Annotated in this window: 19 protein-coding genes; 2 read left to right on the top strand and 17 right to left on the bottom strand. The window is 72.6% G+C overall.

Features of this window, described 5'->3' with window-relative positions; genetic code table 11:
- Nucleotides 1-155 precede the first annotated feature (155 nt).
- Nucleotides 156-644, top strand: a complete 489-nt coding sequence (bldD, locus tag HNR22_RS30415) for a transcriptional regulator BldD (protein WP_007458348.1) — start codon at nucleotides 156-158, stop codon at nucleotides 642-644.
- A gap of 93 nt (nucleotides 645-737) precedes the next feature.
- Here the strand turns inward: bldD and nusB are convergent, their stop codons facing one another.
- The 5 genes from nusB to HNR22_RS30390 form a co-directional block, all read right to left on the bottom strand.
- Nucleotides 738-1,148: a transcription antitermination factor NusB gene (gene nusB, locus HNR22_RS30410; RefSeq protein WP_179783788.1), complete on the bottom strand. Its 411-nt coding sequence runs from the start codon at nucleotides 1,146-1,148 to the stop codon at nucleotides 738-740.
- Between the two features lie 23 nt (nucleotides 1,149-1,171).
- Nucleotides 1,172-1,729 (bottom strand): elongation factor P, encoded by a 558-nt coding sequence (gene efp, locus HNR22_RS30405; RefSeq protein WP_007458344.1) that lies wholly within the window; start codon nucleotides 1,727-1,729, stop codon nucleotides 1,172-1,174.
- Between the two features lie 376 nt (nucleotides 1,730-2,105).
- Complete coding sequence (aroQ, locus tag HNR22_RS30400) at nucleotides 2,106-2,537, bottom strand: type II 3-dehydroquinate dehydratase (protein WP_179783266.1); 432 nt, start codon at nucleotides 2,535-2,537, stop codon at nucleotides 2,106-2,108.
- On the bottom strand, nucleotides 2,534-3,613 hold the full coding sequence (aroB, locus tag HNR22_RS30395) for a 3-dehydroquinate synthase (protein WP_179783265.1): 1,080 nt from the start codon (nucleotides 3,611-3,613) through the stop codon (nucleotides 2,534-2,536). Before aroB ends, aroQ begins: the two co-directional genes overlap by 4 nt.
- 10 nt (nucleotides 3,614-3,623) lie before the next feature.
- Nucleotides 3,624-4,622 (bottom strand): WYL domain-containing protein, encoded by a 999-nt coding sequence (locus HNR22_RS30390; protein ID WP_179783264.1) that lies wholly within the window; start codon nucleotides 4,620-4,622, stop codon nucleotides 3,624-3,626.
- A 79-nt stretch (nucleotides 4,623-4,701) separates the two neighbouring features.
- On the opposite strand from HNR22_RS30390, the gene HNR22_RS30385 reads away from it, so the two are divergent.
- On the top strand, nucleotides 4,702-5,430 hold the full coding sequence (locus HNR22_RS30385) for an alpha/beta fold hydrolase (RefSeq protein ID WP_179783263.1): 729 nt from the start codon (nucleotides 4,702-4,704) through the stop codon (nucleotides 5,428-5,430).
- A 57-nt stretch (nucleotides 5,431-5,487) separates the two neighbouring features.
- Here HNR22_RS30385 and HNR22_RS30380 read toward each other — a convergent pair whose 3' ends face one another.
- From HNR22_RS30380 to HNR22_RS30325, 12 genes are all read right to left on the bottom strand, one after another.
- Entirely contained in the window at nucleotides 5,488-5,991 is a 504-nt protein-coding gene (locus HNR22_RS30380; protein ID WP_099852257.1) for a shikimate kinase, read from the bottom strand.
- The gene (gene aroC, locus HNR22_RS30375; protein ID WP_099852256.1) at nucleotides 5,991-7,169 is read right to left on the bottom strand and encodes a chorismate synthase; all 1,179 of its coding nucleotides are present in this window, start codon (nucleotides 7,167-7,169) and stop codon (nucleotides 5,991-5,993) included. Before aroC ends, HNR22_RS30380 begins: the two co-directional genes overlap by 1 nt.
- Before the next feature lie 101 nt (nucleotides 7,170-7,270).
- Entirely contained in the window at nucleotides 7,271-8,194 is a 924-nt protein-coding gene (locus HNR22_RS30370) for a glycosyltransferase family 2 protein (protein WP_179783262.1), read from the bottom strand.
- A complete protein-coding gene (locus HNR22_RS30365; RefSeq protein WP_179783261.1) occupies nucleotides 8,191-8,865 on the bottom strand; it encodes a glycosyltransferase in 675 nt (224 codons plus the stop codon). The genes HNR22_RS30370 and HNR22_RS30365 overlap by 4 nt, the downstream gene beginning before the upstream one ends.
- Nucleotides 8,862-9,341 carry a glycosyltransferase family 28 protein gene (locus tag HNR22_RS30360; RefSeq protein WP_088947445.1) on the bottom strand — a complete coding sequence of 160 codons (480 nt, stop codon included), beginning with the start codon at nucleotides 9,339-9,341 and terminating at the stop codon, nucleotides 8,862-8,864. The genes HNR22_RS30365 and HNR22_RS30360 overlap by 4 nt, the downstream gene beginning before the upstream one ends.
- 214 nt (nucleotides 9,342-9,555) lie before the next feature.
- Complete coding sequence (locus tag HNR22_RS30355; protein ID WP_179783260.1) at nucleotides 9,556-10,818, bottom strand: phosphotransferase; 1,263 nt, start codon at nucleotides 10,816-10,818, stop codon at nucleotides 9,556-9,558.
- The gene (locus HNR22_RS30350) at nucleotides 10,815-11,717 is read right to left on the bottom strand and encodes a sulfotransferase domain-containing protein (RefSeq protein WP_179783787.1); all 903 of its coding nucleotides are present in this window, start codon (nucleotides 11,715-11,717) and stop codon (nucleotides 10,815-10,817) included. Before HNR22_RS30350 ends, HNR22_RS30355 begins: the two co-directional genes overlap by 4 nt.
- 8 nt (nucleotides 11,718-11,725) lie before the next feature.
- Nucleotides 11,726-13,354, bottom strand: a complete 1,629-nt coding sequence (locus tag HNR22_RS30345) for a lipopolysaccharide biosynthesis protein (protein WP_218906806.1) — start codon at nucleotides 13,352-13,354, stop codon at nucleotides 11,726-11,728.
- Nucleotides 13,351-14,643, bottom strand: a complete 1,293-nt coding sequence (locus HNR22_RS30340) for an O-antigen ligase family protein (RefSeq protein WP_343060058.1) — start codon at nucleotides 14,641-14,643, stop codon at nucleotides 13,351-13,353. Before HNR22_RS30340 ends, HNR22_RS30345 begins: the two co-directional genes overlap by 4 nt.
- A gap of 68 nt (nucleotides 14,644-14,711) precedes the next feature.
- Nucleotides 14,712-16,310 (bottom strand): P-loop NTPase family protein, encoded by a 1,599-nt coding sequence (locus HNR22_RS30335; RefSeq protein WP_179783258.1) that lies wholly within the window; start codon nucleotides 16,308-16,310, stop codon nucleotides 14,712-14,714.
- Entirely contained in the window at nucleotides 16,303-16,818 is a 516-nt protein-coding gene (locus HNR22_RS30330; protein ID WP_231927317.1) for an acyltransferase, read from the bottom strand. The genes HNR22_RS30335 and HNR22_RS30330 overlap by 8 nt, the downstream gene beginning before the upstream one ends.
- 132 nt (nucleotides 16,819-16,950) lie before the next feature.
- Nucleotides 16,951-18,927: a hypothetical protein gene (locus tag HNR22_RS30325; protein ID WP_425488085.1), complete on the bottom strand. Its 1,977-nt coding sequence runs from the start codon at nucleotides 18,925-18,927 to the stop codon at nucleotides 16,951-16,953.
- Nucleotides 18,928-19,024 lie beyond the last annotated feature (97 nt).

Here is a 19,024-nt window from a genome sequence, read left to right as displayed (position 1 = left end):
ACTGACCACCGGATCAGCACCACGAAAAGGGGATAACTTCCCAGACGCTCCCCAACGGTAGGGTCACGACCACTTGACCAGGTGTCCCATTCCCCGTACCGTCACGCTCCGTAGCGATCGACGGGAGAACCCCGAGCAGCACTGGGAGTGTCCGAATGCCCTCTGAATACGCCAAGTCTCTGGGCGCCCGCCTGCGCTCCATCCGCCAACAGCAGGGTCTCTCCCTGCAGGGTGTGGAGGAGAAGTCGAACGGGCGGTGGAAGGCCGTGGTGGTCGGCTCGTACGAGCGTGGCGACCGGGCCGTGACGGTGTCCCGTCTGGCCGAGCTGGCCGAGTTCTACCGTGTCCCCGTCTCGGAGCTGCTGCCTGACGGCAGTGGTGTCCGTCACGAGCCCACCAGCAAGATCGTCCTGGACCTGGAGCGGCTCTACGACGAGGCCTCGGAGGACCTGGCCTACGTCGCGCGCTACGCCCGCGCCATCCAGCAGCAGCGCGGCGACTACAACGGCCGGGTGCTCTCCATCCGCGCCGACGACCTGCGGGCACTCGCGATCGTGTACGACGCCTCACCGTCGGGCCTGATCGAGCGGCTCACCGAGCACGGTGTGCTGGTGGCCGACCCCCGGGCGTTCTTCGCCTCCTGATCTGCTGCCTCACCTGATCTGCCGCAACACCCGAAAGGGCCCGTGCCGGATGGCACGGGCCCTTTCGCGTTGCGGCGTTCGTCGGTGCGACGCTCAGCGGGTGGCGTACTCGGCGATCCGGCCGAGCACCCCGTTGAGGAAGCGCGGCGAATCGTCGGTGGACATCTGCCGGGCCAGCTCAACGGCCTCGCTGATCGCCACCGCGTCGTCGATCTCGTCGACGTAGAGCAGCTCGTAGACGGCGATCCGGGCCAGATTCCGGTCGACGACCGGCATCCGCCCCAGCGTCCATCCCTCGGCGTAACTGGCGATGAGCTCGTCGATCCGGTCGAGGTGCTCGGCGACACCCTCGACCAGGCCCACCGCGTAGCCCAGGTGCTCCGGTCGGGGCTGCTCGATCCGCTGCACGTAGCCGGCGAGCACCTCCACCGGAGGCTTGTCTCGTAGGTCGGACTCGTAGAGGACATCCAGCGCCCGCTTGCGCGCCTTGCGGCGCGCCGGCATCTGCTGCTTGGAACCCTCAGCCATCAGGCGCGGCCGAGGTAACGGCCGTCGCGGGTGTCGACCTTGATCTTCTCACCGGTGGTGATGAACAGCGGAACCGGCACGGTGGCGCCGGTCTCCACGGTCGCCGGCTTGGTGCCACCGGTCGAACGGTCGCCCTGCAGGCCCGGCTCGGTGTAGGTGACCTCCAGCACGACACTGGTGGGCAGCTCGATGTAGAGCGGCACCCCCTCGTGCTGGGCGACGGTCGCCTCCGCCTCGGGCAGCAGGTAGTTGGCTGCCTCACCGACGGTGCCACCGGGCACGGTGATCTGGTCGAAGGTCTCCAGATCCATGAAGACGAAGTCTTCGCCGTCGGCGTACAGGTATTGCATCGTGCGCTTGTCAACGGTCGCGGTTTCGACCTTGGTGCCCGCGTTGAAGGTCTTGTCGACCACCTTCCCGGACAGCACGTTCTTCAGCGTGGTGCGCACGAAGGCACCACCCTTACCGGGCTTGACGTGCTGGAACTCGACGACGGCCCAGAGCTCGCCGTCCAGGTTGAGAACCAGGCCGTTTTTGAGGTCGTTGGTGGAGGCCATTTCCTGCCTTGATCATCAATTGGCGGACAGACCTGCCGAGTCTACTAGCTGCGCCGACCGGGTGACCTGCCGTGGTTCGCGCATCGACGCCACACCGCCAAGCCGGAGACGTCAATGGTGACATCGAGTCACTTTCCGGCCGGCCCAACCCCCGACCCGCACATCCTTTGCTCTGCACCCACGGATGCGACAGTCACCCTTCGTGGCGGGAGTGTGCCCGGGCCAACCCAGGCGAACATCACAGATCCGCAGCTCAGCACCTCTGGTGCATCCGTGGGTGCAGAGCAAAGGATGTGGGTAGCGGACGGCGGCCCGGTTGGCGGGTCACCCAAGGGAAACCCACGGTAACGGTGACAGGCGGTAAGGGCTGCGAATGTCAGTTGGTCGTGGCAGCCAGATGGTGCAGGGCGAGGCGATAACCGTCGATGCCCAGACCGCAGATGACCCCGGTCGCCACCGCGGAGACCACCGAGTGGTGTCGGAACTCCTCGCGGGCGTGGATGTTGGAGAGGTGCACCTCCACCAGCGGCCCCCGCAGCATCGCGCAGGCGTCCCGCACCGCGTACGAGTAGTGCGACCAGGCCGCCGGGTTGAGCACCACGGCGGCACCCTCGTCAGCGGCGCCGTGCAGCCAGCCGAGCAGCTCGTGCTCGGCGTCGGTCTGCCGGACCGTCACGTCCAACCCCAGCTGCTTCCCGGTGTGCTCGCAGAGCGCCACCAGGTCGGCGTAGGTGGTCGCGCCGTACACCTCGGGCTCGCGGGTGCCCAGCCGGCCCAGGTTCGGCCCGTTCAACACATAGACCTTCACGCCGCAGAGACCTCCTGGTAGGCGGCCTCCAGCAGCGCGTCGTCCGGGCCCTCCAGCATCGCCGGGCGGGCCAGCCCGTCCAGGACCACGAAGCGCAGCCGACTGCCCCGGGTCTTCTTGTCCACCCGCATCGCGGCCAGCAGCTGCGGCCAGGCGTCGGCCGGGTAGCTCACCGGCAGACCGAGCGCGGTCAGGGTGACCCGGTGCCGGTCGGCGGTCGGGGCGTCGAGCCGGCCGGCGAGCCGGGCCAGCGCGGCGGCGTACACCAGACCGACGGCGACGGCGTGACCGTGCCGCCAGCGGTAGCCCTCGTTCTGCTCGATCGCGTGGGCGAGGGTGTGACCGTAGTTGAGCACCTCCCGCACGCCCGACTCGCGCAGGTCACCGGCGACCACGTCGGCCTTGACCCGGATCGCCCGCTCGATCAGCTCCCGCGTCACCGGCCCGCGCGCGTCGGTGGCCGCCTCCGGGTCGCGCTCGACGAGGTCCAGGATCGTCGGGTCGGCGATGAACCCGCACTTGACCACCTCGGCGAGCCCGGCCGCCAGGTCGACCGCGGGCAGACTGTCCAGGGTGGCCAGGTCGGCCAGCACACCGACCGGCGGGTGGAACGCGCCCACCAGGTTCTTGCCGGCGGCCGTGTTGATGCCCGTCTTGCCGCCGACGGCGGCGTCGACCATGCCCAGCAGCGAGGTCGCCACCGGCACCCAGCGCACCCCGCGCAACCAGCAGGCCGCGACGAACCCGGCCAGATCGGTCACCGCGCCGCCGCCCACCCCGACGACCGCGTCGGTGCGGGTGAAGCCGGCCGCCCCGAGCCGGTCCCAGCAGGAGGCGGCCACGTCGATCTGCTTGCCCGACTCGGCGTCGGGCACCTCGATCGGCAGCGGCTCGATGCCGGCGGCGCGCAGCCGCCCGCCGAGCGCGTCCGCCAGGGCCTTGAGCGGGGGCGCGTGCAGCACCGCCGCACGGCTCGCGCCGGGCAGCAGGCCGGGCAGCGCGCCCAGCAGGTCACGCCCCACCAACACGTCGTACGGCCGCTCGCCGCCGACCGGAATCCGGGTCACCTCGTCCATCGCCGGCAGCCTAGTCGAGCGGACGACGCGGTGGAGGCGGCTGCCCACCTGCTGGCCGGGCCGCCCAGTCGGCGAGCAGTCGGGCGTGCTCGGCCACCGCGGCGCGCAGCGCGTCCGGATGTCGCACCGTGAACGGGCAGCCCAGCCCGGCGAGCAGCGCGGCCATGCCGGGCAGGCTCTCCGCCCGGGCCCGCAGCAGCACCCCGTCGGTGGTGGCGGTCAGCTCGGCCACGCTGGGCGGGATGCGGCGACGGGCGGTGACCAGGTCGGTCTCCAGCAGCACCTCGACCTCGTGTGTGTACGGCACACCGGCCAGTGACCGGGTCACCCGTGCCACCGGGTCGAAGCCCTCCGGGACGGTGAACGATGCCCCGTCCGGCGTCACGGCGCCGATGCGGTCCAACCGGAAGGTGCGGACCTCGCCGCGCCGGTGGTCGTGGCCGGTGACGTACCAGCGGCCGGAGTGGAAGACCAGACCGTACGGGTCGAGCTCCCGGTGCGACTGCTCACCGCGCCAGGAGCGGTAGTCCAGTGCCACCCGCTGCCGGTGCCGGGTGGCTGCGGCCAGGGCGAGCAGGGTGCCCGACGCCGGCCGCAGCTCCGGCTCGGGGCGTCGCAGAGTGAAGCCGAGATGCTCCTGCACGGCCGCGAGTCGGTCGGCGAGCGCCGCCGGCAGCACCCGACGGATCTTCGCGAGTGCCGTGGCCGTGGCGGGCTGCTCGGTGGCCAGCCCGACCCGCTCGGCGACGACCAGGCCGAGCAGCACGGCCACCGCCTCGTCGTCGGTGAGCATCAGCGGTGGCAGCTTGTAGCCCGGGTGCAACCGGTAACCGCCGTGGCGGCCCCGGTCGGCGGTGACCGGGATGCCCAACTCGACCAGTGTGGCCACGTAGCGGCGCACGGTCCGGTCGTCGACGCCGAGCCGTGCGGCCAACTCGGCGGCGGTCGCGCGGTGCCGAGCCTGGAGCAACTCCAGCAGAGCCAGCACCCGACCGGCGGGATGTGACACGGGCCACTCCTCCAAACCGGGCGGATCCTGTCCGGATTCAATCGTACGGTCTGTCGGTAACCGAGAGAAGGAGCGACAGATGGCGACGTTCGTACTGGTGCCGGGCTTCTGGTTGGGGGCCTGGGCGTGGCGGGAGGTCACCGCGACCCTGCGCGCGCAGGGTCACGACGTGCACCCGATGACGCTGACCGGGTTGGCCGAGCGCGACCACCTGGCCGGGCCGGAGGTGAGCCTGGAGACGCACACCCTCGACATCGTCCGGCTGATCGAGGTCGAGGACCTGCGCGACGTACTGCTGGTCGGGCACTCCGGTGGCGGCATGCCGGTCGCCCAGGCGGCGGACCGCATCCCGGACCGGATCGCCCGGGTGGTCTACGTGGAGAGCGGTCCGCTGCCCGACGGCACCGCGCAGTTCGACACAGTGCCCCCCGAGGAGCAGCAGCACCTGCGGGCCGCGATCGGCGACGGGCACCTGCTGCCGCCGCCGGCCTGGGATCCGGCCGCCGACCCGACGAACCTGGCCGGTCTGGACGAGCCCACGCTGGCTCTGCTCCGCGCCCGGGCCACCCCGCAGCCGCTGCGGGCCGCCACCGACCCGGTGCGGCGCACCGGCGGGCGTCCGGTGCCGACCGCTCTGGTCGCCAGCACCTTTCCGCTGGCGGTGGTGGAGCAGATGATCAGCGAGGGACACCCGTACTTCACCGGGTTGGCCGGTGGTCAGCTGTTCGCACTGCCCACCGGGCACTGGCCGATGCTCAGCGAGCCGAAGGCCCTCGCCGACATCCTCGACGCGGCCGCCCGAGGCTGAGCGCGGCCACGGGAAGGGCACCGTCGCCCGGCCGGTAGCTCACCGGCCGGGCCGACGTCAGCGGGGCAGCAGGGCGGTGATCTCGTCGACGATCGCCGCCGGGGCCCGCCCGTCGGTGGTCACCGTCGCGGTGGCGACCTCGGCGTAGAGCGGCCGGCGCTGGTCCATCAGGTGCTTGAGGGTGGCCCGCGGGTTGAGCGCCAACAGCGGCCGGCCAGTGCCGAGGCCGACCCGCTTCACCGCGTCGGGTAACTCGACCGAGAGGTGCACCACCCGGTGCCCCACCAGGGCGGCCCGGGTCTCCTCGGCCAGCACCGCGCCGCCGCCGAGGGCGAGCACGCCCGTGCCGGCAGCCAGCGCCGCGGCCACCGCGGCCCGCTCCAGGGTACGGAAGTGCGCCTCGCCCTCGTCGATGAAGATCTCCGGGATCGGCTTACCGGCCATCTGCTCGATGTCGGTGTCGGTGTCGCGGAACTCCACCCCGAGGGCGTCGGCGAGCGCCCGCCCGACGGTGGTCTTGCCGCAGCCGGGCGCGCCGACCAGCACGACGAGCGGGGCCATCAGCGGATGACCAGCGCGTCGAGGTATCCGGCCAGGTTGCGGCGGATCTCGGCGATCGAGTCCCCGCCGAACTTCTCGGTGGCCGCCTCGGCGAGCACCAGCGCCACCATCGCCTCGGCGACGACCGCCGCGGCGGGCACCGCGCACACGTCGGACCGCTGGTTGATCGCGGTGGCCGGCTCGCCGGTCGTGACGTCCACGGTGGCCAGCGCCCGGTTGAGCGACGAGATCGGCTTCATCGCGGCGCGGACCCGCAGCGGCTCACCGGTGGTGATGCCGCCCTCCAGCCCGCCGGCCCGGTCGGTGACCCGGCGGACGCCGGTGGCCGACGGAATGATCTCGTCGTGCGCCTGCGAGCCACGGGACCGGGCCTGCTGCCAGCCGTCACCGATCTCCACGCCCTTGATCGCCTGGATGGACATCAACGCGGTGGCCAGTCGGGCGTCGAGCTTGCGGTCCCACTGCACGTGGCTGCCCAACCCCGGCGGCACCCCGTACGCCAGGACCTCGACCACGCCGCCGAGGGTGTCGGCGGCCTTCTTCGCGGCGTCGACCTCGGCGACCATCAGGGCGCTGGCCTCCGCGTCGAGGCAGCGCAGCGGGTCGGCGTCGATGCGGGCGGCGTCGGACGGGGTGGGGCGCAGACCGGGCTTCGCGGCCACCGGGCCCAGCTCGACGACGTGCGAGACGATCTCGATGCCGAGCGCCTGACGGATCAGGGCCTTGGCGACCGCGCCGACAGCGACCCGGGCGGCGGTCTCCCGGGCGCTGGCGCGTTCCAGGATCGGCCGGGCGTCGGTGTGGCCGTACTTCTGCATGCCGGCCAGGTCGGCGTGGCCCGGCCGGGGGCGGGTCAGTGGGGCGTTGCGGGCCTGCCGGGCCAGCTCGTCGGGGTCGACCGGGTCGGCGGCCATCACGGTCTGCCACTTCGGCCACTCGGAGTTGCCGACCCGGATGGCCACCGGGCTGCCCAGTGTGACGCCGTGCCGCAGGCCGCCGAGCAGCTCGACCTCGTCGCGTTCGAACGACATCCGGGCGCCACGGCCGTAGCCCAGCCGCCGGCGGGCCAGCTCGTCGGCGATCACGGTGGTGGTCACCTCGATGCCGGCCGGCACCCCCTCCATCATCGCGACGAGGGCGGGACCGTGCGATTCACCTGCAGTCAGCCAGCGCAACACGTCGGTCAGTCTGTCACGGCCGGTGGCCGGCCCGCCGTGCTGCCCGGCGCGTCCCGCCCTGCGGACGCCGGCACCCGGTCGGCCCGGGTGCCGGCGGCGGCTCAGATCCCCCGACCGCGCTTGTGCAGGGTGCGCAGCACCGCGTCGGCCCGAACCACCCGCCCGGCGACGGCGAGGGCCAGGTAGGCGCGCGGCTCCCGGGGATTGCTGCGCAGGGTGCGTCGCGCCCAGCGCAACGCGCCCCGGCGGTCACCGGAGGCGGCCTGGGCGAACGCGATCTGCCCGGCGACGCGGGCCGCGCCGGCCGGTTGGGTGGCGAACTCCGGGTAGCGCTGCAGCAACCACTGCAACGCCTCGGAGATGGTGTCCCACCGCTGCGCGAAGTACGAGCGCTTGTGCCAGCGGACCAGCACCGACGGCGTACGCAGGTTGATCAGCGGCGCGCTGCGCGCCGCCCGGAGCAGGAACTCGTAGTCCTCCGCGTAGCTGCCCGGGATCTCCTCGTCGACCAGACCGAAACCGTCGCGCAGGGCGCTGGCGCGGATCAGGAAGGTCGACGGGTGCAGCTCCGTCATCCGGTCACGCAGCAGGTCGTCCAGGGTGATCCGGTCCCTGTCGAGCACCCGGTCGACGGTGTGCCCGTCGTAGCTGACGCGGATGCCGCAGCAGACGAACTCGGATTCCGGGTGGGCGGCCAGCGCGTCGACCTGGGCTGCCAGCTTGCCGGGCAGCCACTCGTCGTCGTCGTCGCAGAACGCGACCAGCTCACCGCCGGACGCGACGGTCCCGCTGTTGCGCGCCCCGGCCAACCCCGGCGTACGGGAGTTGTGGATCACCCGCACCGCGCGGTCCGGGCCGTTCGCCAGCTCGGTCAGCGACTCGTCCGGCGCGGACTGGTCGAACACCACCACGGCCTCGATCGGGCCCGGGTATTCCTGGGCCAGGATCGCGCGCACCGCTGCCCGCAACAGCTCGGGACGGTCCCGGGTGGGCACCACGACGCTGACGCTGGGCTGCTGGGTCATCGGGTCTCCTTCGTGCCCGGACGCGGCCGGGGCCGGACCCGCCACCGGGATGGGCGCGGGGTCGAACCGGCAACCAGGTCGTCGACGATCCGTCCGACCCGGGCCACCGCCGCCCGTCGCGCCTCGTGTGCGCCGGGGTCGGCGGCCACCGCGTACCGGGATGGGTCGGCCAGCCCGGTCGTCAACGCGTCGTGCAGTGCCTCCCGGGTCTCGCAGAGCGCCACCAGCCCGGCCGCGCCGAGGCGGCGGGCGAAGAGGAGCTGGTGGTCGTCGACGTGCTCACCGCGCGTCGGGTCCCGGGGAACCACGATGGGCAGGTGGCCGTGCCGGCGGGCTTCCAGGATGGTCGCCGGGCCGCCGTGGCAGACCACCAGGTCGGCGTGGACCATCGCCTGCTGCAGCTCGTCGTGGCCGAGGAACGGCACCGCGCCGGGCAGCGACGGCGCGCTCGTGTGCCCGTGCTGCACGGTCAGCCCGACCGGGCCGGTGACCTGCGCGTGCCACTGCGCCAGCCAGTCGACGAGCCGGTCGAAGGGGTGCTTGTCGGTGCCGACCGCCACCAGCAGCTTGAGCTGGGCCGTCGACGCGCTGTCGCGCTGACGTGGCAGGCGGGACGACTCCACTGTCGGCTGCGGCTGGGGACGCCGGGCGGTGCCCGTCTCCCCGGTCACAGCAGCGTCCCGACGACGGTCGCCTCGGGGTACTGCCGGCGCTGCTCGTCCCACTGCACGAGCATCGCGGACAGGAACGGGCGGCAGAGCCGGGCGGTCAGCGTCGGGGTGTCGATCCGGTCGTACACCTCGATGTAGACGGTCGGGATGCGCCGCAGCCGGGCCAGCACCACGAACGGCACCGCCACCCCGGCACCGGTGGTGACCACCGCTGCGACCCGCCGGGCCCGCAGGACCCGCCAGGCCAGCAGCGCGTTGCGCAGCAGGTTCGGCACGTTGCGGGTGGTCGGGTGGTGCGCGGGCACCAGATCCTCACCGTTGAGCAGGGACAGCGCCTCCGGGGTGTCAAAGGTGACCCAGCAACGCTGCCACTGTTCGTACCAGGGCCGCAGGGCGAGTAGTTGGGCCAGGTGTCCGCCGCTGGATCCGACCAGCAGCAGCACCGGCGCCGTACCGTCATCGTTCTTCGTGTCCACGCGACTCCCCACAAGTTCGCTTGGAATTTCAGTTCACGCCACGCAGAAGCAGATCACACGTTTCCCGGTCCTTGAATAGCGCGACCGGACGAGATGTCGATCTCCACATCGGGCCGTCCGGCGCACCGATCGCCCGAGAACCCATCGATCGTCATCACCACCTGCGAGTTTGTCGTCACTCTGCGCCGCATCCTCGACGCCGCGATTCCCCGGATCAGCCGCTATGTCTTTTCTCTATGACGTCCAGCAGTGCGGGATGCAGCGCGGCGTTCCAGCCGGCGCCCGCGTCGGCCAGCCGCCAGGTGCGCAACCACATCTCCACCAGGTACGCGTCCGCGACCAGCCGGCGCTGCGCCGCGTCGAGACCGAGTCGGTCGCCGTGCCGGCCCAGGTGCCCGTCGACGGCCGATGCCGCCGCGTCGGCCGGCTCCCCCCGCAGCACCAGCGCCCGTTGGAACGCGTCGTGCGCCAGGTCGAACCCGACCGGCACGTCCGGACCGCTGTGTTCCCAGTCCCAGGCGACCAACTGGCCGGCATGCCAGCCCAGGTTCCATGGCACCCAGTCACCATGCCAGTGGCCGAACTCGACACGGGTGTCGCCATGCCGGCGGCCCAACGCGGAAACCGCGGCGACCGCCCGCGCACCGGCCGGCTCGGCCGCGGCGGCCCGGTCCGCCAGCCCGGCCAACCGGGTCAGGAAGGTCGAGCCGGCCAGTGGTCGGGGCGTACCCGCCGGGCCGCCGCGTCGGGCGACCGCGAGCAGCGCCGCGATCCGCGGCGGGTCGTCGACCGGCACACCGCGTACGCCGGGTGGCAGCGGCTCGATCACCGCGACCACCTGACCCGACCACGCCGTCTCGGTGAGCAGCCCCGGCGGCGTCGGATGATCCGGCACGCCGGTCACCGCGCGCAACGCCCGCAACGCCGCCGCCTCCGCGGTGACCAGCGCGCGGGTCGCGTCGTTCCAACCGATCTTCGCGTACCCGCGCGGACGACCATCGGCGGTGAAGAGTTGCAGGGTCGGCTTGGCGTTCGGGTCGGGTGGTCGGACCCCACAGGCGGCCAGCAGCGGCGCGCCGCCCAGATCCGCGGCGAGCCGCTCGGTCAGCAGCAGCTCGGCCGCCGACGCTCCGGCGGGCACCGAGACGGTCAGCGTCGGAAAGGGCGCGAGCCCCACCTGACCGAACCGGGCCAGGCCGCCCAGCACCGCCCGTAGCGCGCGCACCTTCGGTGGCCGGAGGGCGTTGTACGCCAACAGCGACGCCGCTCCGGCCCGGGATGAGCCCAGCGGCACCAGGAACCTCGCCCGGGCGACCGACGGCACCACCGCGTACCGGGCCACCGCCTGGTGGCCGGCCGGCAGGGCACCGCCCACGGTCAGACCGACCCGGTCGTCCGGGAAGACCGCGCGACTCACCCAGCCCAGACCGTCCACCCGCGAGCGCGGGTCCGTGGTCGGGCCCACCCGCGTCGTCACGCCGGACGGTCCGACCAGTCGAGGTCCAGCCCGAGCCGCTGACGCAACGCGTCGTTGTACGGCCGGTAGTAGTCGGTCAGCTCCGCGCGCACCGCCGGCTCCAACGGCGACGAGCGCCGGTCGTTGTAGACCTTGAAGTTGGGCAGGTCGTACGCCGGCAGCCCGAGGAAGTCGAGCGTGCGCCGGTAGGTCGCGCGGGAGTCGCGGTAGAGGTCCTCGCTGGGCAGGAAGAGGATCTGCTGTCGGTCGAAGCGCTCCAACCACGGCTCCAGGTGTTCCAGGTAGCGCCCCCGGGCCCGGTACGTGTACCAGTCGTACGCCTCGCTGAACGACTCCGGCTCCGCGATCAGCCTCTCCCGCTCTCCCGCCGTACGCGCCGGCTCGGCGGCCAGCGCGTCGGGGAAGTCCAACGGCTCGATGCCGTGGGTGCGGCGTTCCTTCCAGTGCGAGTACGCCCGCTCCACCGGGTCGCGCAGCAGGACGATCAGCTTCACCGTCGGCATCAGCGCGGCGACCCGCTGCGCGGCGAGGGGATGGAACATGTACAGCGGGGCGGCCTCACCGACCCGGACCGGCCCGCCGTGCCGCTTGGCCAGCGCGTCCCGCTGCCGCTCGGTCGGGAAGTGCGAGCGGTACCAGGACTCGCCGCGAGCCCAGTGCTCCTCGAAGTAGTGCGCCGACTTGGTGTTCCACGCGGGAAAGAGGCGCGGCACCAGCGGGTGCTGGATGAGGTAGTTCCACAGGGAGGTGGTGCCACCCCGCTTGGTGCCGATGATCAGGAAGTCCGGCAGCGGCCGGCGATCACTGGTGCGTACCCCGTAGTCGACCAGCGACTCCTTCACCCGGGTGGTCACCTGGGTCGGGACCAACTGCTTGACCCGGTCACGGATGGACGCCACGACGGACCTCACCTGCCTCTCGTCGATGCCGGAGTGGGCTCGGCGGCCGTGGCCGCGTTGTCCCCTGCACGGATCTGCCTCATGGTCCCCCGGATGCCGGCGCGCACCCGGGGCAACGTCAACATGCCGACGCAGCCGGCCAGCAGCACCGCCAGCGCCACCAACAGGCCGGGCAGGCCGCGACCGCCCGCCAGCACGCCGGCGCCGGCCGCCAACCCCACACCGGCGACCGTGACCGCCGCGGCACGCACCATCGCGGCGTCGAACAGCGGCTCCCGAACCACCGACCGGGCGAACCCGGCGGCGGTGAGGTTCTCGGTGGCGATGCCGGCGGCCCAGGCCACCGCCGCGCCCGTGGCGCCGTAGCTCGGGATCAGCCAGAGGCCCAGCGAGACGGTCACCGTCAACCCGGCGACCGTGGCCACCAGGTGCAGCCCGCTGCGCCCACCCATCAGCAGCAGGCTCTGCACGTTGCCCACCCCGGTGTTGACCAGCATCGCCAGCGCGAGCACCGTCATCGCCGGCACGCCAGCGGTGAACTCCGGCCCGAACAACTGGAGGAAGGCCAGCGCGAACACCGCCAGCAGCAGGTACACCGGCCAGGACAGCACCAGCCCCCAGATGGTCAACTGCCGGTGCACGGCTGCCGCCGCCGCCCGCTCGCCACGCCCGAGCAGCCGGGACAACTGCGGCGACACCGCCACCCGCAGGCCCTGCATGGCCAGTTGGCCGGCCAGCACGTACCGGCCGACCGCGCCGAACACGCCCGCGTCCGCCGGGCCGGCCAGCACCGAGGTGAGCAGCACACCCACCCACATGCTGCCCGCGTCGATGGCCGCCGAGGCGGCCCGGGGCAGCGCGAAGCGCCAGAACGTCGACCAGTCGGAGCGAACCGGACGGAGCGTCGCGCCCCGGCCCAACCCGAGCGGGCCGGCGACGAGGGTGAGGCAGGCCAGCAGCGCCAACGCCGCCGGCACCAACCAGCCGGTCATGCCGGCGAGCAGGCCCCCACCGGCGAGCGCCGCGGCACCGACCAGCACCGGGCGGGCCACCGGCAGAAGGAGGAACTGCACCCCGACGTACGCCCGGATGGGTCGCACGCAGCGCAGCGCGGCCAGCAACAGGGTCATGGCGACCACCACCGGCACCGCGGCGAACGTGACGGTGAGCAGCGCGTCGCCGCTCGCACCGGAACCGCCCAGCAGCCGGGGAGCGAGCGCGTCGGCGACCAGCACGCCGACCCCGGCGACCAGGAGCCCGGCCAGCAGCGGCGGGATCAGCGCCACCGGGAGCAGCCGCGCCGCGTCCCCGCGCACCCCGGCCGTACGGCGGGGCAGCGCCCACATCAGACCCGTCTCCGCGCCGAGCGTGCACACCGCGGTGGCCACGGTGACCACCCCGATCGCGGCGAAGAACGCGCCCGCGCCGGCCGTGCCGTACCCCCGGGTGATCACCACGGCCAGCACGAAGCCGAACAGGCCGCTGGTGGCCGCGCCGAGCAATCCGGCCACGCCGCTGCGGGCGCTGCGGCGTGTCTCGGCCGAGCCCGTGTCCGCCGCCACGCCGGCGGCCGGAGCCACCGGCTCGTCCGGGCCGACCGGCGTCGGGCCGACCGGAGGTCGGGTGGCGGCGGTCATGCGAGCACCACCGGGTCCCGCGTGGCCGGCGGTCGCGGTACGGCCAACCGGGTCAGCCGTTCGCGTTCGCTGAGCGCCATCGCGAAGGCGACAGCGAAGAACGCGACCGCCAGGTTCTGGTTGGCCATGCCGTAGAACGGGACCTGGACCAGGCAGACCACCGGCACCACCGCCAGCCACTGCCCGGCCGCCGAGGTCGCCCGCGCGCAGATCACCGCGGCGGCGACGAACCAGGCCAGGAAACAGATGAGCGCGGGCACGCCGTGGCTGAACAGCACCATCCACAGCTGACCCTGGGTGCCGATCGGCGCGGCCGCCGAGACGGTGTCGACGTTCACCGGCGCGCCGTAGCCCAACCACGGCGACTCCTGCACCCGGCGGATCACCTCTGTGTAGAGCGAGAGCCGGTCGGTGTTGGTGTCGCTGGAGTCGACCCGTTGGCTGATCAGGTCGGTGATCGGAATGAACAGCGTGGTCAACGCGCCGATCACCACCACCCCGACGATGGAGGCGGCGACCCGGACGTTGCCGCGCAGGCTGGCCCGCACCCCGAGCACCGCCAGCCCGGCGCCGAGGCTCAGGAACATCGCCCGGTTGAGGGTGAGGAACGCCGGTGCCAGCGACAACGGCAGCGACGCCAGCAGCGCCCAGCGCAGCGCCCCCCGCCGACACAGCATCGCGTAGGCGACCATGCACGGCAGGGTCATGGCGTACGCGCTGCCGTAGTTGTTCGTGTACGCGAAAGGCGCGGCCGGTCGATAGATCGGGTTCAGCGACCGGGCGCTGTATTCCGCCGTGGTCAGGTGCACCATGTCCTGGATGAACGGGGTGCCGGCCACCCCTGAAGGCAGCAGCACCTCCATCGGTGTGGTCATCGCCAACCGGGGCACCAGCACCCCGAGCCAGCCCAGTGCCACCAGGCCGAACCAGAACGCGCAGAGCGGGGTGAGCACCGCCATCAGGCTGGCGCGTTCCCGCGCGGCGGCGTAGACGTAGACCCCGACCACCAGCGCGGTCAGGTAGAACGCCAGGCGCAGCGCGAACGTCAGCAGCGAGGCGGGCGACGAGAGCTGGGTGGCACTGACCACCACGATGGCCAGGAACAGCAGCCAGATGCCCACCGCCGGCGGCAGCGGCACCCGCCCCCGGGTGAGCAGCAACGCGAACAGCAGCGCACCCAGCAGGGGCCAGCCGAGGTAGAACGCGCCGAGCAGCCACCAGAGCGGCACCAGGCCGAACATCAGCGACAGCGGCCAGAGCGGCAGTCGGGGCGGCGCGGGCCGCGGCACCGGCGCGACGGCGGCCGGAACGCCTCCGGGCGGCGGTTCGGTCGCCGGGGCGCGGGTGACCGACACCGTCAGACCCGGCCGTTGCGCGTGAGCACGAAGCCCAGCGGGGTGACGCCGGCCGCACGCAGCCGCTCGACCAGGCGGCGCAGGTCGCTCTGCCGGGTGCGGTCCCGCTCGACGACCACCACCGCGCTGCCCTGCCGGGCCACCGCGACGCCGCGCTCGTCGGACTCCGCCGGCGGGGCGTTGAACAGCACCAGGCCGTGGTCCGCACCCTGCCGCCAGGTGCCGAACCGGACGCTGCCCACGCCCACGGCCACCTCGTCCGGGTCGACGACCCGGCCACTGTCCGGGCGGCCGGACGACACCCGGGGCAGTGTCAGCGTGGCGTCCGGGTCGGTGGACGGGCGGGCGCCGGGCGGGTGCGGCGAGGGCCGGCGGGCGGCCGTGCCGTCCGCGGCGCCAGCGACGGTCGTGGTGCTGCCGGCCGGGCGGGGCTTGGGCACCAGCGGCCGGGACGGGTCGATGGGCAGCCGCCCCCGGTCGGCGAGCACTGTGGCGCGCAGCCGCTCGGTGCGCCCGCTGTCGTCGGCGACGAAGACCTCCCGACCGTCAGCGGCGAGCGCCACCGCGAGCCCCGCGGTGAGCGCGGTGGCGTCCTCCCGGGCGGTGACCAGCGCCACCCGGGCGGGCTGACGGACCCGCTCGGCGACGGCCATCGCCACGTACCGGATGTCGGCGTCGACCGCCCGGGCGCTGCCCCGCAGCGCCGGGCGGCGCACCGTGCCGAGCAGCGGCAGGCCGGTGGCGTCCCGCCCGTCGGCGACCGAACGGACCCGCCGGTCGGTCGACTCCCAGGCGTACGCCAGCACGATGCCGATCAGCGCCCCACCGAGCAGCCCGGCGACCAGATAGAGCGGTCGGTGCCCGGCGGAGGTGACCAGCGCCTTCTCGGCGGTCTGGGTGACCCACCCGGGGTTGACGTCCACCGCGGCGATCTCGGTACGGGCGGCGTTGAGCTGTGTGAGCTGGTTGTTGATCCCGGCCAGCTCGGCCACCAGCGCATCCCCGGCGGCGGTGTCCTTGGCGGTGTTCGCCCGCTTCTGCAGCGCGGCCTGCTGGGCGACGACCTTGGTGATGCTGTCGTCGTAGGAACGCAGCATCTCGGCGCGCTGGCGCTCGTACATCGTGCGGCGCACGTCCAGGTAGGCCTGGGCGGCCATGTTGGCGCTCTGCACCGCCCGCTGCGCTTCGCCCGCCTGGTAGGTGAAGCGCAGGATCTGCCCACCGGTGGGCACCTCGACCTCGAGCGCGTCGCGGATGTCGCGCGGGTCGCCGCCGGCGGAGTCGGCGAGCCGCTGCACGACCTCGGTGCCGGTGGCGATGCCGCTCTCCACGTTCATGTTCACCGCGCGGTCGGCGCCCGCGCCGCTGGGTGTGAACGCGTCGGTCACCACCGGCCGGACCGCCACCACGGCGCTCGCGCTCATCGCCGCCGGCACCAGCAGCACGTAGCCGAGCGCGGCGAGCAGACCGACCATCGCCACCGCCGCCACCAACCGCAGCCGGTGCATCGGCACCCGCAGCAGGTCGGTCAGTGTCACCGTGCCGGAGGTCCCGGAGGACGGGGCGTCGGTGGACCAGGGGCCGGGAGCTGCATCAGTCATGGAACTTCTTCACCGTCTGTTGAGGATTACCGACGACCACGACGCCGGGCGCGACGTCCGTCCGGACCACCGTGGCCGCGCCCACGACGCTGTCCCGGCCGATCCGTACGCCCTTCATGACCAGGGCGTGCGCGCCGACCCACACGTTGTCCTCGAGGACGATCGGAGCGCGGGTGGCGGGGCCGGGCGGCGCGTGCCGCTGCGCGGGCGGCAGGTTGTGGAAGTCGTTGTCGAGCAGCTCGCAGTCCGACAGGAGGCACCGGTCCCCCACGGTCACCGACGTCCAGGTGCCGATCCAGGTGGCGTTGAGCAGACAGTCGGCGCCGACGCGTACCTCGCCGGGGCCCGCGAAGCGGACGAGCTTGTTCAACCGGGTGCGGTCACCGATGGTCACCCGCACGCCGCGGCGCAGCCGGATCCGACCACGGATCTCCACGTCCCGGCCGAGTGTCAATCGCCGGTAGCGGAGCCGGTACCAGCCGCGTTTGACCGCGAAGAGCAGACGCACCGCGCGTCTCGTACGGATGCCTGCGGCGCCGAGCAACGACCCTCCCCACGTCGCGGGGCCGGCGACGGATGAACCACCGCCGCCGGCCCAACGTGAACAATCTACCGATGCTCCGTTACGAACGGTTGACCGTTACTGTACGGAGAAGAATGTCGATGGGGTAGACCAGGACAACTCGGGCGTCGCCGTGCTGATGACAGTCGCCGTGGCACCATCGACCGCCGCGCTCGGCCCGGCCGTCGGGTCGAACGGCACGCTGCGCAGAGCGCCGTCAGTGGCACCGTAGACGATCCGGCCACCCACCCAGGCCATGCCACGCACCGTCGACCAGGTCACGCCAGTGGTCGGCAGGGTGAACTCGGTGGCACCGAGGTAGTTGCCGTCGATCTCGAAGTAGCGGTAGTAGAGACCGTTGGCCCCGGTACGGGTGTAGTAGAGCCGACCGTCGAGGAAGAAGGCGCCGGTCAGCAACGCCGGGTTGTACCAGTCGTTGTAGCCGGACGCCTCCCACGGGGAGCCGATCGCTCCGCCGTTGAACAGCGACACGTCGATCCGGCTGCCGGTCGGCGTGCCGGCCACCGTGTGCGACCAGTAGATCCGGTCGTCCACCCGCCAGGTCGCGCCGGCCGCCGTGTACGCGGGCTGGCTGACCGTGGCCGGGGTGCCCAGCGCGACGCCGTCGAACGGCACCTTCGCCAGGGTGCCCGGAGCGGTGTTCAGGTAGAGGTTGCCGGTGGTGGCTGCGGGCGGGTTCTTCGGGGTGAAGGTACGCCCGCCGGCGAGCGGGAACATGCCGAGGCGGCCGTGGTATTCCTCGCCCATGCCATCGGAGTTGTGCCCGAAGTACAGGCCGTCCGAGCCTCGCCAGAGCACCGGCACCGACGAACCCCAGGTGCTGGTGCCCGAGGGCATCGAGGCGCCGCCGCTGCGGCGCGGGTTCCAGTTCACCGGCATACCCGTCGCCGGGGTGACGGCGGCGATGCCGAGCCGGTCGACCGCGCCCGCGCCGGCGGTGTCGCTGGCGTTCGGGTTGTTGAGCCAGCGGAAGTGCCCACCCAGGTAGATCACGTTGTCCGCGACCTCGACCGAGGTGATGGTGTCGTTGCCGGTGAAGTCGGCCCAGGTGGCGAGCTGGCCGCTGCCCCGCGCGGCGGTCTCGAAGCGGACCAGGGCGTCGCAGTACGCGGACGGCCAGCCGCTGCCACCGTTGGTGCCGACCACGAACCAGCTGCCGTCGGCACCGAACTTCACGTCCTGCACGTAGTGCACGAAGGTCGTCGGCGCCGCGCACGGCGCGACGAACTTGTCGGTGCTCCAGTCGATCAGCGTGGGCGTCGCGGAGACGTCCACCAGTGCCATCTGGTTGCGCGCCACGCCGTTGACGAGCGTGAAGTTGCCGCCGACGGCCAGCGTGTTGCCGTCCGGGGTGACGTCGATGGTCCAGACGTACGACGTGGTGCTGTGCCGCCCGACGGTGGCGTCGATGACGAAGCTCGGGTCGATCGCGCCGGTGGTCGCGTTGAGCCGGCCGAGACCGGCGTGCGCGGTGCCGTTGAGCCAGTTGAACGCGCCGGCCACGTACAACCAGTTGCCGTGCAGCACCAGGTCACGGACCGTGCCGCCGTCGGAGCGCCCGACCCAGCTGTCGATGATCGCGCCGGTCGACGGGTTGAGCGCGACCAGGTTCTTGCGCGAGACGCCGTTGACGTTCTTGAAGGTGCCGCCGACGATCAGCGTGCCGCCCGGGCCGGCGATGAGCGTGTTGACCGCGCCGTCGAGCACCGGAAGGAACGTGGTGGACATGGTGCCGGTGGTCCGGTCGTACGCGAAGAGGTAGCGCTGGGTGACCCACGCGGAGCCGGCGGTCTGCCGGAGCTGGGTGAAGCTGCCGCCGACGAAGACGGTGTTGCCCACCTGCGCGAAGGCACGGGTCTCACCGTCTCGCGCGTGCGGAGTCACGTCGGCGGGGTTCGCCGACACCAGGGTCGCCGTCTCCGGGACCGGAACCACCGCAGCCGACGTGGGCGTGGGCACGCCCAGAACCGCGGCGACGATCGCCAATGCGACCACCCCCGCCCGAGCACGACGTCGTCCTGCAAAACGCCACAAGTGCGAGAGTTTGGGCACGCTTCGCCTCCAAGATGGATGAGAACCCGAGGTAGCGTGCCTCGTCCAGCCTGGTAAACAAAATCCGCCGATTGGGCGG

It is taken from the genome of Micromonospora jinlongensis (assembly GCF_013410645.1).
Taxonomy (GTDB): domain Bacteria; phylum Actinomycetota; class Actinomycetes; order Mycobacteriales; family Micromonosporaceae; genus Micromonospora; species Micromonospora zamorensis.
Note: the sequence above shows the minus strand (reverse complement) of the source record. Positions and strands in the feature narration are given on the sequence as shown.

What these genes read in the sequence shown, in the direction of transcription:
- HNR22_RS30345 (WP_218906806.1), bottom strand. Translation starts at nt 13,354, where the DNA reads ATGACCGCCGCCACCCGACCTCCGGTCGGCCCGACGCCGGTCGGCCCG.
- HNR22_RS30385 (WP_179783263.1), top strand. Translation starts at nt 4,702, where the DNA reads ATGGCGACGTTCGTACTGGTGCCGGGCTTCTGGTTGGGGGCCTGGGCG.
- bldD (WP_007458348.1), top strand. Translation starts at nt 156, where the DNA reads ATGCCCTCTGAATACGCCAAGTCTCTGGGCGCCCGCCTGCGCTCCATC.
- nusB (WP_179783788.1), bottom strand. Translation starts at nt 1,148, where the DNA reads ATGCCGGCGCGCCGCAAGGCGCGCAAGCGGGCGCTGGATGTCCTCTAC.
- HNR22_RS30335 (WP_179783258.1), bottom strand. Translation starts at nt 16,310, where the DNA reads ATGACTGATGCAGCTCCCGGCCCCTGGTCCACCGACGCCCCGTCCTCC.
- efp (WP_007458344.1), bottom strand. Translation starts at nt 1,729, where the DNA reads ATGGCCTCCACCAACGACCTCAAAAACGGCCTGGTTCTCAACCTGGAC.
- HNR22_RS30380 (WP_099852257.1), bottom strand. Translation starts at nt 5,991, where the DNA reads ATGGCCCCGCTCGTCGTGCTGGTCGGCGCGCCCGGCTGCGGCAAGACC.
- aroB (WP_179783265.1), bottom strand. Translation starts at nt 3,613, where the DNA reads ATGGACGAGGTGACCCGGATTCCGGTCGGCGGCGAGCGGCCGTACGAC.
- HNR22_RS30370 (WP_179783262.1), bottom strand. Translation starts at nt 8,194, where the DNA reads ATGACCCAGCAGCCCAGCGTCAGCGTCGTGGTGCCCACCCGGGACCGT.